10 protein-coding genes are annotated in these 16,176 nt (G+C 47.4%); 6 read left to right on the top strand and 4 right to left on the bottom strand.

All coding sequences use genetic code 11. The annotated features are described in order from the left end of the window. Positions 1-103: 103 nt before the first annotated feature. A complete protein-coding gene (gltB, locus tag GKZ87_10530; protein ID QSI25880.1) occupies positions 104-4,606 on the top strand; it encodes a glutamate synthase large subunit in 4,503 nt (1,500 codons plus the stop codon). An 11-nt stretch (positions 4,607-4,617) separates the two neighbouring features. After that, complete coding sequence (gene gltD, locus GKZ87_10535) at positions 4,618-6,081, top strand: glutamate synthase small subunit (protein QSI25881.1); 1,464 nt, start codon at positions 4,618-4,620, stop codon at positions 6,079-6,081. Positions 6,082-6,332: 251 nt separating this feature from the next. On the opposite strand, the gene GKZ87_10540 is transcribed toward gltD, so the two are convergent. Beyond that, positions 6,333-6,806 carry a hypothetical protein gene (locus GKZ87_10540; protein QSI25882.1) on the bottom strand — a complete coding sequence of 158 codons (474 nt, stop codon included), beginning with the start codon at positions 6,804-6,806 and terminating at the stop codon, positions 6,333-6,335. Further along, positions 6,803-7,222 carry an EamA-like transporter family protein gene (locus tag GKZ87_10545; GenBank protein QSI25883.1) on the bottom strand — a complete coding sequence of 140 codons (420 nt, stop codon included), beginning with the start codon at positions 7,220-7,222 and terminating at the stop codon, positions 6,803-6,805. The genes GKZ87_10540 and GKZ87_10545 overlap by 4 nt, the downstream gene beginning before the upstream one ends. Before the next feature lie 128 nt (positions 7,223-7,350). Between GKZ87_10545 and GKZ87_10550 the strand changes: the two genes are divergently transcribed. Both GKZ87_10550 and GKZ87_10555 read left to right on the top strand, forming a co-directional pair. Beyond that, entirely contained in the window at positions 7,351-8,022 is a 672-nt protein-coding gene (locus GKZ87_10550; GenBank protein QSI25884.1) for a cyclic nucleotide-binding domain-containing protein, read from the top strand. Then, a complete protein-coding gene (locus GKZ87_10555) occupies positions 8,019-8,876 on the top strand; it encodes a DUF4299 family protein (GenBank protein ID QSI25885.1) in 858 nt (285 codons plus the stop codon). The genes GKZ87_10550 and GKZ87_10555 overlap by 4 nt, the downstream gene beginning before the upstream one ends. A gap of 133 nt (positions 8,877-9,009) precedes the next feature. Here GKZ87_10555 and plsY read toward each other — a convergent pair whose 3' ends face one another. Then, a complete protein-coding gene (gene plsY, locus GKZ87_10560) occupies positions 9,010-9,621 on the bottom strand; it encodes a glycerol-3-phosphate 1-O-acyltransferase PlsY (protein ID QSI25886.1) in 612 nt (203 codons plus the stop codon). 222 nt (positions 9,622-9,843) lie between these two features. Between plsY and parE the strand changes: the two genes are divergently transcribed. Together parE and parC are read left to right on the top strand one after the other, a co-directional pair. Further along, positions 9,844-11,775, top strand: a complete 1,932-nt coding sequence (gene parE, locus GKZ87_10565; protein QSI25887.1) for a DNA topoisomerase IV subunit B — start codon at positions 9,844-9,846, stop codon at positions 11,773-11,775. After that, the gene (parC, locus tag GKZ87_10570; GenBank protein QSI25888.1) at positions 11,772-14,270 is read left to right on the top strand and encodes a DNA topoisomerase IV subunit A; all 2,499 of its coding nucleotides are present in this window, start codon (positions 11,772-11,774) and stop codon (positions 14,268-14,270) included. The genes parE and parC overlap by 4 nt, the downstream gene beginning before the upstream one ends. Positions 14,271-14,880: 610 nt before the next feature. Here parC and rpoN read toward each other — a convergent pair. Next, complete coding sequence (rpoN, locus tag GKZ87_10575) at positions 14,881-16,143, bottom strand: RNA polymerase factor sigma-54 (GenBank protein ID QSI25889.1); 1,263 nt, start codon at positions 16,141-16,143, stop codon at positions 14,881-14,883. Positions 16,144-16,176: the final 33 nt, after the last annotated feature.

The following is a 16,176-nucleotide window of genomic DNA, read 5'->3' on the forward strand; positions in this document are numbered from 1 at the left end:
CAGCTCACGAATACGATAAAATAAGCATCACATAAACAAAGACGTTTATAAGGCTGGTCCTTATTGCGTCTTTTTTTTGTTGTTAAAATGAGGAGGAAGTCGTATGAGAAATGAATGTACTATAAAACGACAGGGATTATATGATCCTTCACTGGAGCATGATGCATGCGGGATCGGAGCTGTCGTTCATATAAAGGGAACAAAAAGCCATAAGGTAGTCAGTGATGCACTGACGATCGTGGAACGCCTGGAGCATCGCGCGGGAAAGGATGCCAGAGGGGAGATTGGAGACGGTGTCGGGATTCTGATGCAGCTTCCGCACAGCTTTTTTCAGAAGCAATGCAGCCATATGCAGCTGGAAAAGCAGTTTGGAGTCGGGATGTTCTTCTTTCCACAGGAGGAGCTGGAATGCCGTAAGGCAAAGAAGATGTTTGAAATCGTCGTAGAACAGGAAGGATTGAAGTTTCTGGGCTGGAGACAGGTTCCTGTCCATACCGAGGTTCTGGGCAGCCGGGCGTTGGATTCTCTGCCGCAGATCTGGCAGGGATTCGTTCAGCGTGAGGATACGATGAAGTCTGATCTGGAGTTTGATCGCAGGCTCTATGTGATCCGCCGTATTTTTGAGAAAAGCAATGCGCAGACCTATGTATGCTCCCTGTCCGGACGAACGATTGTATATAAGGGAATGTTTCTGGTACATCAGCTGCGTGCTTTTTATAAGGATTTGCAGGATTCCGATTTCATATCGGCAATCGCACTCGTTCACTCTCGCTTCTCTACAAACACCTTTCCAAGCTGGCGGCGTGCGCATCCCAACCGGATGATCGTACACAACGGTGAAATCAATACAATACGCGGGAATGCGAATAAGATGCTGAGCAGGGAGGAGCTGTTACAGTGCAGTACGCTCGCACAAGATATGAAGAAAATAACTCCCGTCATTGATCCCAATGGCAGCGATTCTGCGATGCTGGACAACACGCTGGAATTTCTGACGATGGCAGGTATGGATTTACCCAAGGCGGTCATGCTGTGTATTCCCGAACCATTTGAGCATGATGTACAGATGGAGGAACGTAAAAAAGCCTTTTATCAGTATTATGCCTGTGGGATGGAGCCGTGGGACGGCCCTGCTTCTATTCTGTTTAGTGACGGCGATGTGGTGGGGGCTGTATTGGATCGAAATGGTCTGCGTCCAAGCCGCTATTATATAACAAAGGATGATATGCTTATCTTATCCAGTGAGGTCGGCGTATTGGATATTCAGCCAGAACGGGTTGTCAAAAAGGATCGCCTGCGTCCTGGGAAAATGCTGCTGGTGGATACCCGGAAAGGACGGCTGATCAAAGATGAGGAGCTGAAGCTTCATTATGCAAGCGAGCATCCATACAGCACCTGGCTGAAGAATCAGCTTCTCCATATGAAGGATATCCGTGTAACGGAAAAGATGCCTGTAGCCTATGCAGGTTCACAGCTTACACGGCTGCAGAAGGCGTTTCATTACACATATGAGGATTTGATGAAGTATATTCTCGTACTGGCAAGGGATGGTATTGAGCCAGTGATTGCTATGGGAAATGATACCCCGCTGGCTGTTTTATCCACACAGGTTCATCCGCTGTTTGATTATTTCAAGCAGCTGTTTGCTCAGGTTACCAATCCGCCTATCGACGCTTTACGGGAAGAAATCGTAACAAGTACCAGTGTATATCTGGGAAGTGAGGGCAATCTGTTAAAGCCTGAGGAGGGCAACTGCCGCCTGCTGAAAATACGCAACCCGATCCTTTCCAAGCAGGATCTTCTAAAAATTAAATGCATGGATGAGGAAGGCTTTAAGGTGCGTGTCCTGCCGATTACGTATTATAAGAATATCGCCTTAAAGGAGGCCATTGAGCATCTGTTTACGGATGCCGACAAGGCAATCAATGAGAGCTGCAATATTTTGATTTTAAGTGATCGCGGCATAGATGAAAACCATGTAGCGATACCGTCTCTGCTTGCCGTCAGTGCCATGCAGCAGCATCTGATCCGTACGAAAAAGCGTATGCATGTGGCAATCATTCTGGAAAGCGGGGAGCCAAGAGAGGTACATCATTTCGCAACCCTTTTGGGATATGGCGCAAGTGCAGTAAATCCGTATATTGCACAGGACAGCATTCAGGAGCTGATCAATCAGGGGTTGCTGCAGAAGCAGTATGAAGACGCAGTAGAGGATTACAACAACGGTATTTTGCATGGAATCGTGAAAATCGCAAGCAAAATGGGAATTTCCACGATGCAGTCCTATCAGGGCGCTCAGATTTTTGAAGCCATCGGCATCGCATCCAGTGTGATTGATGAATACTTTACCAATACAATATCCCGTATCGGTGGTATCACACTGCAGGATATCGAGCAGGCAGTGATACAGCATCACAGTAAGGTTTTTGATCCGCTGGGTCTGGCAACGGATACGACGCTGGATGTACAAGGGGTTCATCAGCTGCGTACCGGAAAAGAACAGCATCTTTATCATCCAAAAAGCATAGCATTATTGCAAAGTGCCACACGGGAGGGGAGCTATGCCACCTTTAAGGAATATACAAGGCTAATTTGTGAGGAGCTGGCTCCAACGCATATCCGGGGCTTATGGAAGCTGGATTACACACAGCGCAAGCCTATAGCACTGGATGCAGTGGAGAGTGTGGACAGTATTGTAAAGCGATTCAAAACCGGAGCGATGAGCTATGGCTCCATTTCCAAAGAGGCACATGAAACCTTAGCTATTGCGATGAATATGCTGCATGGGAAAAGCAATACCGGAGAAGGCGGAGAGGATGCGGAGCGCTTTGTTGTCAAAGACGGTATCAACCGCTGCTCGGCAATCAAGCAGGTCGCAAGCGGACGCTTTGGTGTTACCTCCGCCTATTTGAATCATGCTGTTGAAATTCAAATCAAGATGGCACAGGGTGCAAAGCCGGGAGAGGGCGGTCAGCTTCCTGCCGGTAAGGTATATCCTTGGATTGCGAAAACACGGCATTCCACACCGGGCGTGCAGCTGATTTCTCCGCCGCCGCATCACGATATCTATTCTATCGAGGATCTGGCACAGCTGATCTATGATTTAAAATGTGCCAATAAGGATGCGCGTATCTCTGTTAAGCTGGTCAGTGAGGCAGGTGTAGGAACAGTTGCGGCAGGCGTTGCCAAGGCCGGAGCGGATGTGATTTTAATCAGCGGACATGACGGCGGGACCGGAGCGGCCCCACGCAATTCTGTCTATCATGCCGGGCTGCCCTGGGAGCTGGGCCTTGCGGAAACACACCAGACGCTGCAGCTGAATGAGCTGCGGGAACAGGTAATACTTGAAACAGACGGGAAGCTGATGTGCGGCCGGGATGTGATCATAGCCGCCCTGCTTGGTGCACAGGAATACGGCTTTGCGACTGCCCCATTGATTACTATGGGCTGTGTCATGATGCGTGTATGCAATCTGGATACGTGTCCGGTGGGTGTTGCCACGCAGAATCCGCAGCTGCGCAAATGCTTCCGCGGAAAGCCGGAATATGTCGTGAATTTCATGCGGTTTATCGCACAGGAAATGCGGGAATATATGGCCGCTTTAGGATTTTCCAGCGTTGCGGAAATGGCAGGGCACAGGGAGCTGATCCAGGTACAGGATACACCGCTTGCCGCCAAGCTGGATTTTAACAGTATTTTGTCTGCCCCGCTTACAGAGCACACAGATGTCGCAAAAACAGTATTTGATCCAAAAGCAACAAAGGATGAGGCTGTTATATGGAAGGAAATGCAGCCGTATGTGGAGCAGGGAATCCCGCATACAATGCAGGTGGCAGTGGATAATCAGGACCGTGCGTTCGCAACCCTGTTTGGCTCCAGAATCACAAGAAGCCAGCACGCTGTTCCAGCAGATACGTATCGCATTCAGGCAAATGGAAGCGCAGGGCAGAGCTTTGGAGCGTTTCTTCCCAAGGGGATCACCCTCGCATTGACAGGAGATGCCAATGATTACCTTGGAAAGGGCTTGTCCGGAGGAACGCTGAGTGTGCAGGTTCCAAAAAACAGTCCCTTTCAGCCGGATGAGAATATCATCATCGGTAATGTAGCCCTGTATGGGGCAACGAGTGGAGAAGCATATATCAGCGGTATGGCAGGAGAGCGCTTTGCGGTGCGTAATTCCGGTGCCTGTGCCGTTGTGGAGGGTGTGGGAGATCATGCCCTGGAATATATGACTGGAGGCTGTGTTGTTATATTGGGAAGCTTTGGAAAAAATCTGGCTGCCGGTATGAGCGGCGGTGTCGCCTATGTTCTGGATGAACACAAGTGTCTGTATGACTGCCTGAATACAGAGCTTGTAGAGGTCAGTGCATTACAACAGGATGCGGATATCCAACAGGTAAAAAGCATGCTGGAACAGCACGTACAGCATACCGGCTCAAGCAAGGCACAGCGGATTTTAAACGGATTTGCCGAGTGGAAGCCACTCTTTTATAAAATCATTCCGCATGATTACCGCATCATGGTGGAAACGATCAGGAAGTATCAAAGCGATGGATTGTCAAAGGATGAAGCAGAGCTAAAGGCATTTCATGCGGTATGCAGATAGGAGTGTGTCTTATGGGAAAGAAAACAGGATTTATGGAATATAAGCGGCAGGATAATCAGGAGCTGGATGTAAATGCACGGATCAAAGGCTATCATGAATTTCATACGCCCCTGCCGCATGCCTTGCGGCAGCAGCAGGCAGCACGCTGTATGGATTGCGGAGTACCCTTTTGTCAAAGCGGTATGGTGCTTTCCGGTATGGTTACCGGCTGTCCGCTGCACAATCTGATACCGGAATGGAATGATATGGTATATCGCGATCATCTGGACATCGCATTTCAGCGCCTGCAGAAAACAAATAATTTTCCGGAATTCACCTCCCGCGTCTGTCCTGCCCCCTGTGAAAAGGCCTGTACCTGTTCGCTTCATGCGGATGCCGTGAGCATACGGGATAACGAATATGCCATTTCGGAATATGCCTACGAAAACGGACTCATGAAGGCGCAGGAACGCATTGTTCGCAGCGGCAAACGGGTTGCTGTGATCGGCAGCGGTCCCAGCGGACTTGCACTGGCTGATCAGCTGAATCACAGAGGGCATGCGGTAACGGTATATGAACGTGCAGACCGGGCCGGGGGACTTCTGATGTATGGAATCCCCAATATGAAGCTGGATAAAGGCATTATCGAACGCCGTATTTCCCTTATGAAAAAGGAGGGCGTGAGCTTCCGCTTTTGTGAAGAAATCGCAGAAAAGAAAAGGGCGGACAAGCTGCTGATGGCTTATGATGCTGTAGCGCTTGCCTGTGGAGCACGAAAACCAAGGGATATCCAGGTACCTGGCAGGGAAGCGAAGGGGATTTATTTTGCTGTGGATTATCTGAGTGAACAGACCCATGCGCTGCTCGAACAGCGTGAAACAGCGATTTCCGCACAAGGGAAACGGGTATTGATCATAGGCGGCGGTGATACCGGAAATGATTGCATTGCGACAGCGATAAGGCAGGGCTGCAGTGATGTTGTGCAGCTGGAAATGATGCCGAAGCCGCCAGTGGAACGCCCGGCAGGTAATGAATGGCCGCAATGGCCCCGCGTATTGAAAACCGACTATGGTCAGCAGGAATGCATAGAGGTGTTTCATAAAGATCCGCGCCTCTTTCAGACAACAGTAAAGCAATTCCTTACGGATGCACAGGGACAGCTGACACAGGTGGAGCTGATAGAGCTTGCATTTCACGAGGATGCGACAGGCCAGCGCATTATGCAGGAGAAACAGGAAACAAAGCGAAGCATCGATGTGGATCTGGTTCTGATTGCGGCAGGCTTTATAGGCTGTGAGGATGCGGTGATGGATGCGTTTGGAATCCAAAGCGAACGCGGACGGGTGCTAACAAACGGGTATCGGACATCTCAGGAAAAGGTGTTTTCCCTGGGAGATATGCGAAGGGGTCAGTCGCTGGTTGTATGGGGTATTGTCGAAGGCAGAGAGTGTGCCAGAGAAATAGATGCCTATTTGATGGGCTATACAAATTTATAAGGAAAGACTACAGATGCGCTCAGCGTATGCAAAATCAGGATTGCCTACCTGCGGGTAGTAAGGCTATCGTAGGATTGCTTATGCGTTTAAAACAAAAAAGACCGGAATCCATAGCGTACCGGTCTTTTTATCAGGATGGATATTGTAAAGCTCTCAGGGGATTTACCTTATACAGCGGTCTTTACCAGCGTATTGCCACAGGTCATTCGCGCATTGCAGCAGGAACTCTGTATGCAATATGATCTGTTTCGCTAACGGAAATGGGAATCGTCCTTTGTGTTTCTTGGATGTGACACATGGGTGTATAGCAGCATTCCAATCACGACAAGAAAGCATCCTGCCAGCTTTTGTAAAGAAAATAAATTGAGCAGAAAGGAATCTAGCAGCATACCGCTGAGCAGCTGTGCGATAAATACAAGCAGTGTCAGCTGTACAGGAGGAATGCGGGGTACGATACGATTTAACAGTATAATGTTCAAAACGCCAATCACACCACCCAGAAGCAGAAAGAGATTACCGTTATCCTGCAGCTGTGAAAGCTTGGACAATGAGGATATGCCAAACAGCAGCAGAAAAAGCATGCTTGTCACACAGCCGGTCACGTAATTGAAAAAGCTGCTTGTTAAGGCATTCGTTTTTTCAGCGAGCAGTGCATTGATGCTGCGGCTGATGACGATACTGATCCCTGCCAGAAGAGCAAGCAGAACTGATAACACCACTGTCATTTCAGCATCACCCCGATCCCTATCAGAATAATGAGCAAAGAAACCACCTTCATTGGCTGTAAGCTCTGTTTTTTGGTATGAAAGGCTCCGGTAGCCTCCAGTACAACCGAAGCCAGAATTTGCCCGCATAATCCCAATGCAGTAACTAAAGATGCTCCCAGAACAGTAATGGTCATGCTTTGAAAGAACACGGTCAGTACCCCGACAACACCTCCGGCATATAAATACCACGAGGCACAAGGAAGCGACGCAAGAGAAATATGCTTTACCTTTACTACGAAACACATGGTTATCAGACCACTGACATGAATGAGAACGGTTGCCACATACAGCCCGGTCACATCCGATAGCTGACCATTGAAGACCATCATGATACTAACGATTATACCGCTGAGAATAGCCATCCAGATTGCCATAATATCACCTCAGATATAAGGATACGGTTTTTTCTTGTATAAGGATAGGACATATGTCATAATGGAAGCAGAAAGCATATATGTTGGAAAGCGGCATGATGCATATACAGAATAGGGCGGTGACAGCAATGGAAGAGGAAGTGCTATCGTATATTCGTAAGTTTCACCTTGATCAGCTTCTCGAGGAACACCATCTTTTACTGCTGGAATTGAAAGCCTGGAAGCGTAATGATATTCTATTGCATGCGAATTCCGATTTGCCTTATCTGCTGTTTCTTGTGGAGGGTAAGGCAAAAACCAGCTATATCAACGCGAACGGTTTTGCGACCCTGCATTCCTTTCTGTATCCGCTCAGCATTGTGGGAGAGGTAGAGCTGTGGAAGGGGATACCCGTACTGAATGAGGTTGAAGCATTAAGTGAGGTCAAGGTCCTGCGCCTGCCGCTTGTGCAATGTGAACATACTCTGAAGCAGGATGTCCGTTTTCTTCGATACCTTGTATCAGAATTATCGGAAAAGCTGAAAAACAGTAACCGGAATGCCTCCATATCCCTAGCCTATCCGGTAGAAAACCGTCTGGCTTCCTATTTACTGGCGGTTTGTGAGCAGGATGAATTTCAGGAGGATCATGGGGAGGTCAGCAGTATGATAGGCTGCAGCTATCGTCAGCTGCAGCGTTGTCTGGCACAATTTTGTGAACAAAGGCTGTTAAGAAAAACAGGGAAGGGCAGCTATCGGATTTTAAATCGGAATGAATTAACGCGGCTTGGCGAGGATGTATATGGAGGAATCAAACGATGAGTGTAGATGTAAAAATAATAAATAAAGGTATTTTTAAAAAGAAGCTGCAGCTGCAGAATTTTCTTGATACGGGACTTGTGGCAGGCGTTATGGATGATGCATGGCGCATGCAGCCGCTGGAAAATGAGCATCCGGATGAGTTTCTGCTATATGATCCCCACTGTATCGCCAGAGGTATTCAGGTGGTGTGGAAGCAATATGAAGTAGAATTGTATTTGTTGCTGCCAACCTGCAAGCAGGAAATCCATGCCTTTTATGAACTCATTCGCCATCTGTGCAGGCTTTGGAAAACAAGTGCATTTGAACAGGATGGGGAAACACAGGAGCTGCGCAAGCTGGATATGCTGCAGGAACAGCTTTGTGATTTCAGCAGGGAATGTCTTGACAATTTTCTACGTGAGCATACAGAGGGCTGCTTCTTTTCTGCCATGCACCCGCTCTGGTTTGATGCAGTAGATCATGAGGACATGCAGAAGGATTTTGGCGCCTGGCTGCATGCACATCAGAAACAGGATTTTTATTATGCGGCACCGCGCATCTATCAATCAGATCACGGCTTGTTCGGTGTATATACGATCACCTCAGGTGTGGACAGTCTGCTGCCCCTGCAGCCGGAGGCTCCCTTTGGCATGAAGGATCCAGTAAGCGGCAGGGATATACAGGTTGAGGAATGGTATGTGGCATTTTATGATCTGGATGAGGAGTGCTTTCTGGGGCAGCTTCCTTATGAGATATTTGTGCAGGAAGAACAGCTAGAAAATCGTATGCGCTATGATGCAAAGATGCGGCTTCTGCCGGGAATGAGCGCAAAGCGGCAGCGACAGCTGCTGGAGGCTTTTCGTGTGGAGCTGTAATCTAGTATGAGCTTGAATAGAAAAAAATCTTGATGCATATTTTATATTAGGTTTTGGCTGTAACATACTATCAGTGCGAATAGAAAAAGGAAGTACAGCTTGTTTTCTGCACTTCCTATTTTCTCTTTTTGTATTACAGCCAGGAAATTTTATTTTCTGTACCGTTTTTAATTTTCACAATATTTGCGCGGTGCCGGTAAATGACCAGAATGGTCAGCAGCCAGCTGGCAACAACGATTTCCAAACTGATCGACAGCTGCATCACGGTAATATAGATGCTGCTTGTCAGCGCAGCACACATGCTTGCCAGAGACACCATTTTCCCAGCATACAGGACAACCAGAAATACAGCAAACGGCACAATCAGATACCATGCGCTCTGAAATGTAAAAATCGATGTGGACAACAGAAACCCAAACATGGTCGCAACAGCTTTTCCTCCGCGAAAGCCCGCAAAGATTGGATAACAGTGACCGAAGGCTGCCGCAAAGCCTGCCCAGATGCTCGCTTCCTTATCAAAGCAGGAAACCACACCTACCGCAAGCACGACCTTTAAGACATCACAGGCAATAACGGATATTCCAGCTTTTTTTCCTAATACACGTCCGGCATTCGTCCCGCCGAGATTGCCGCTTCCAAAGTTACGGACATCCGTTTTATAGAAAAACTTTCCGATGACGAGGGCAAACGGTATAGAACCAAGCAGATACCCCAGCCCCAGATACCAGATCCAGTTGATATTCATAGCTTCACCTCATTCATTATCGACTATATTTTAACACCTTAACCACATAAGGAAAAGAAAAAAGAAACAAATCTTCTTATTTTCACGTATTTAGTATATAATGATTAGGCTCTATTTATCGATTTTAAAGAAAAATCGATTGCAGGAAGGTTTTAAATTTGATAAACTGAACAAAGCGGGCTGTGAAGCAGCCTTAGAAGTGTAATAGAAAGAGGTGATGGTATGGCAGAAAATGCATATGATGGAAGCAGTATACAAATTCTTGACGGCCTTGATGCTGTACGGAAAAGACCGGGGATGTATATCGGTTCCACGGATTCCAGAGGGTTGCACCATCTGGTTTGGGAAATCGTTGACAATTCGATTGACGAGGCATTGAACGGACATGGGGATACGATCCGCATAACGATAGAAAAAGATAACGTGATCTGTGTAGAGGATGAAGGGCGCGGTATGCCTGTGGATATGCATGCCAGCGGAGTTCCTGCTGTGCAGGTCATTTATACGGTGCTGCATGCCGGAGGAAAGTTCAGTACCGAGGGCGGCTATAAGACAAGCGGAGGACTGCATGGCGTCGGTGCCAGTGTGGTAAACGCTTTAAGTGAATGGGTAGAGGTTACAGTGTATCGAAACGGCAGCGTCTACCGCATGAATTTCTCTGACGGGGGTAGTAAGGTATCCAAGCTGGAAGTCATTGGCAAAACGAGCAAGACCGGAAGCAAGGTGCGCTTTAAAGCGGATAAGACGATGTTTTCAACGACAAAGTATTCCTTTCATCAGATTGCCGAGCGTGCCCAGGAGGATGCTTTCCTTCTCGAAGGCCTGAAGCTGGTTGTCCGCGATGAGCGGGAAGGCAAGGAGCGCGAGGAGGTCTATCATTATGAGCAGGGACTGGTTGCCTTCATGGAGTATCTGCATGAGGATAAGCAGGTCTTTCATAAGCCGGTAGCCTTCAGCGGTATGGCGAATGAAATCAAGGTGGACTGTGCGTTTCAGTATACGGATGAATATCAGGAAAATATCTTTTCTTTTGTTAATATCGTTCGTACCAAGGATGGCGGAACACATGAAACCGGTGCGAAGAATGCCTTCACCAAGGTATTTAACGAATATGCAAGAAAAAACGGCCTGCTGAAGGATAAGGATAAAAATTTTGAGGGAAGCGATGTCCGCGAGGGACTGACGATTATCCTGTCACTGGGTATTCCGGAAAATCTTTTACAGTTTGAAGGACAGACCAAGGGCAAGCTGGGAACAGCGGAGGCCAAGGCTGCAGTGGACAGCATCGTGAGTGAGAAGCTGAGCTATTTCCTGGAGGAAAACAAGGAGCTTGCGATTACGCTGATTAAGAAGATGCAGCGTGCGTCAACCGCCAGAGAGGCAGCCCGCAAGGCCCGTGAGGATGCCCGCAAGGGAAAATCCAAAGGAAAAACCGAAAAAATCCTGTCAGGAAAGCTGGCAAGTGCACAAAGCAAGGATGCCCGCAAGAAGGAGCTGTATTTGGTCGAGGGAGATTCCGCCGGAGGCAGTGCCAAGCAGGGCAGAGACAGTAAATATCAGGCCATTCTGCCATTGCGCGGAAAGGTACTGAACACCGAAAAGGCAAGCATTACCAACATCGAAAAGAATGAAGAGCTGAACACCATCATTCACGCATTGGGTGCCGGTGTGGGGGCGAACTTTCATGCGGAGGATTCCAATTACCATAAAGTTATCATCATGACCGATGCCGATACCGATGGAGCGCATATCCAGATATTGTTATTGACGTTCTTTTACCGCTACATGCGCGAGCTGATCGAGCAGGGGATGGTATATATCGCTCTGCCACCGCTGTATAAGCTGCAAAAGGGTAAGGATATTCAATATGCATGGACGGATGAGGAGCTGGATGAGCTGCGTAAAACATTCCCGAAGGGCTTCAGTCTGCAGCGCTACAAGGGACTTGGTGAAATGAATGCGGATCAGCTGTGGGATACGACGATGTGTCCGGAAACCCGTACGCTGATTCAGGTGACGATAGATGATGCAGTCGTGGCAGAAAAGCGTGTCTCCGTGCTGATGGGGGATAAGGCCAATCTGCGCCGTGACTGGATTGAGGAAAACGTATCCTTCACGCTGGAGGATGATTATGAAGTGGAGGCGAGACGATGAAGAAGAAAGAGCAGCAGCTCGAGCATCACAGCAGTGTCATTTCCTCTCCGCTGGAAGAAATCATGGGCGACCGCTTTGGGCGCTATTCCAAATATATTATTCAGGATCGTGCACTGCCGGATGCCAGAGACGGCTTGAAGCCGGTGCAGCGAAGAATTTTGTATGCGATGTATGAGGATGGCAACACCTGGGATAAGGGCTATCGAAAATCTGCCAAAACTGTCGGTCTGGTAATCGGTAACTATCATCCGCACGGGGATTCCTCCGTATACAATGCGATGGTGCGTATGTCGCAGGAATGGAAAATCCGTACACCGCAGATCGATATGCAGGGAAACAATGGTTCCATCGATGATGATCCTGCAGCAGCAATGCGTTATACCGAGGCAAGACTTGGTAAAATCAGTGAGCACCTGTTAAAGGATATTGAAAAGGAAACCGTTTTATGGGCACCAAACTTCGATGATACCGCGATGGAGCCGACTGTGCTTCCTGCCCGCTATCCCAATCTGCTGGTCAATGGCATAACGGGTATCGCTGCCGGGTATGCAACCAATATTCCGCCGCACAATCTGAGTGAGGCAATCGATGCAGCCGTTTATCGTATTCAGCATGCGGACTGTTCCTTAGAGGAACTGATGGAATACATACAGGGGCCGGATTTTCCAACCGGCGGTATCGTTCAGGGTCTGGATGGTATCAGAGAAGCCTTTGAAACCGGAAAAGGCCGTATCATCGTCCGCGGCAAGGCAGTGATCGAGCAGAAGAAAACCGTACAGCAGATCGTTATCACGGAAATCCCGTATGAGGTTGTCAAAAGCAATATGGTCAAGAAAATTGACGATATCCGTCTGAATAAGAAAATCGAAGGAATTCTCGATGTTCGTGATGAGAGTGACCGAAACGGATTGCGTGTTGTCGTGGACATGAAAAAGGATGCCAACGGCGATGTGATTTTAAATTATTTATATAAGAACACCGATTTACAGGTCTCCTATAATTACAATGTGGTAGCGATCGTGGACAAGCGTCCTGTGCAAATGGGGCTGGCACAGATGCTGGATGCCTTTATTGAACACCGCCGTGAGGTAATTGAGCGGCGCAGCCGGTATGATTTAAAGAAGAAGGAAGACCGCTGTCATATATTAGAGGGTCTGATCAAAGCGGTTTCTATTCTGGATGAAATCATTGCACTGATTCGTGCGAGCAAGGATAAGGCGGACTCCAAGCGCCGCATCATGGATGCCTTTGCCTTTAGCGATGCACAGGCAGAGGCTATTGTGACCATGCGTCTGTATCGTCTGTCCTCTACGGATATCACACAGCTGCGTGAGGAATATGCGACGCTGCTGAATGAAATCGAGGAGCTGCACGATATTCTGGAAAATCCAAGGATGCTGAAAAAGGTGATGATCAGGGAGCTGCATGAGGTGAAAAAGGCATTTAAGACTCCGCGTCTGACACGAATTGAACATGAAATCGAAGAAATTGTGATTGATAAGGTGGCAATGATCAACAGTGAGCAGGTAATGTTTACCATATCAAGAGACGGGTATTTCAAGCGGGTATCCATGCGCAGCTACAATGCGGGCAAAGAGGATATGACCGGCTTGAAGGAGGGCGATCATCTGGTTGGCTATGGCGAGGTGAATACGCTGGATCATGTGCTGTTTTTTACAACACAGGGTACCTATGGATATACACCGGTCTATGAGGTGGAGGAATCTCGCTGGAAGGAAATCGGAAGTCATATCAATTCCACGATACGTATCAGCGGGGAAGAGAAAATCACGGATGCCTTTGTCATACGCAGCTTTGCGACCAATGCCTATATGATTTCCGTGACAAAAAACGGTCTTGTGAAAAAGACGGCCGTTCGTGAATATGAGGTTTCCCGTAATAACAAAACCATGAGCAACATGAAGCTGCTGGAGGGGGATGAAGTCATTACCACGATGGCAGCCTACGATTATGATGAAATTCTGATTGCTTCAAAGAATGGGTATGTGAGCCGTTATCCGGTTTCCCTGATCCCGGAGACATCCCCGCGCTCCAAGGGGGTTAAGGCAATGAATCTGGTTATGGATGAGCTTGTCAGTGCCTGCATTCATCACGCGGACGCTTCCCAGCTGGTTGTGTTTACGGATCAGTGTCAGGTGAAGCGTATCAAACTGAGCGATATCGATGTTACAGGACGTCCTGCGCGTGGCGCTATGATTTGCAAGAAGGTGAAATCCAAGCCGTACCAGATTGCACATATCGCCTTGCATGAGCTAAATGATGAGCTGGTAATCATCAATGAGGAAACGCAGAAAATCCTTGCGAAGGATATCAGCTTAATGAGTAAGGATGCGACCTTCTCCTCTTTACTGCATGCCACACAGGAGTATTATTTCCTGCGTACACTCGTTACAGTGGAACAGCGTGCATTAACAGCCCAGGCTGTACCGGATACAACGCAGGAGTTTGAGGAAATCGAATTGTTTGACGATTAGCAGTCGTTTTCCTATGAGTTCTCATAATTTCATATATTGTTATAAACCATGGCATACTGCGTGCCATGGAATTTTCATAATGTGCACACGTACATAAACCTACATATTGAAATGGTAATATCAAGGGTTTCATATTCGCAGGGTGGTGAATGCTGGCTAGTGGATGTTATCGTATACATAAAAGAAATTTCATGCATTCATTATGAAGCATAACAGTATGCAGTATCCTTTTGTACGTTTTACAGTCTCTGCAGATGTATGTGATCTTCTTATTCAGGGAAGGATACCCTACGTGCGATTTACAGTCTTCAGGTTTATGTGATATTTTAAATTGCAGAGAATGGTACCGTTTGGAATCGTTCATTATATCGCTCATTATATTGAACGTGTATCGTTTACCCCCTTTTTTGTACCTTTCTAGGTCAGTGAATTACAGCAAGCAGGAAACCTGCTTGCGAAGCAGTGGCTCCCTGACATAGTAAATGAAGTGAGGCAGACATACAGACAGGGCACACAAGCCATCTACAGGAATATAAAAAAACAATCTCCCTTATAATATTCTTATAAATCAAGAGATTGTTTTTCTGTGCTATCACTTTTATAAATTGTTTTAAAACTGCTTTCTTTTGGAAGCTGCCGGAATTTTCAACTGATCCCGGTATTTGGCAATCGTTCTGCGGGATACATCCAGACCATCCTCCTTCAGTAAATCACAAAGCTTTTGATCACTATACGGCTTTTTCTTATCCTCCTGGTCAATCAGCGTTCGCAATCGCAGATGAATTTCATTTGCACTGGCATCTTCACTAACTCTGGATGGAAAGAAAAACTTCAAGGGGATGATCTGCTGTTCAAACAGGATGGATTTACCGGATACAGCCCGGGAGATAGTGGACTCATGAAGCGTTAGCCTTGCGGCGATATCCTTCATATTCAAAGGCTTTAGCTGCCCGTGGTGCAGGAAAAAATCCTGTTGCACGATTGCTATGACCTCCATGATCCTTGCTATCGTTGAATTGCGCTTTTCAATACTACCAAGCAGTGACTCCGCCTGCTTTTTCTGCTGGTTCAGATACCTTGCGGCTTCGGCATCGGCACCTGTATCCACGGGCGTCTGAATACGCAAGCCATAATTCTTGCGAAACATCTGAATGTGGATTTCACCGTCCTCCACATCTACCTGCATATCCGGATTTACATAAGCGCTTGTATGCGCATAGCGGGAGCCTGGCTTTGGATCCAGAGAACGGATCAGCGTGATGGCATGCTGTACATCCGCAAGCGAAATCTGCAATGCTTCGGCAATCTGCGGCAGCTTGTTTTCACTTACCTCCTTTAAATAAAAATTGACAATCATAATGGCAATCTGGGAATAGGGAATATCTTCAAAGCAGAGCTGGATCAGCAGACATTCCTGCAGATTTCTGGCACAGACGCCGGCAGGCTCAAAGGTTTGGATTTCATTGATGGTGTCCTCGATTTCATCCAGATTGTAGCGTGGCATCAGCTTATGAATTTCTTCATCCGTTAGAGGAAGATATCCATTACCATCCAGGGAATTGATAATAAATTCCGCAAGCTCCTTCGGCAGCGGATGCAAGCAGGTATCAATCTGTTCCTGAAGTACATCGGTGAGGGTTTGTTCATTCGTCACAAAATTCAGAAGCAGATCAAAATCTCCCTGAGAACAAGAGGCGGCACCTGTTTCATAAGCCTCGTCGAATTCCAGCAACGGATTTTTTTCTAGTTCCTCTTCTATCCAGGATTCCAAATCCTGATTATTCATTTCCAGTATTTTCAGATCCTGCTGCTGGCGCTGGGACAGCTTTTGCTGCTGTGTCAGATTTTGCAGGACACGGGTTTCTAATTTCATTTTGCATCACCAGTATTATTATACATGAATTTG

The sequence above is a fragment of the Erysipelotrichaceae bacterium 66202529 genome, assembly GCA_017161075.1.
Classification (GTDB): domain Bacteria; phylum Bacillota_I; class Bacilli_A; order Erysipelotrichales; family Erysipelotrichaceae; genus Clostridium_AQ.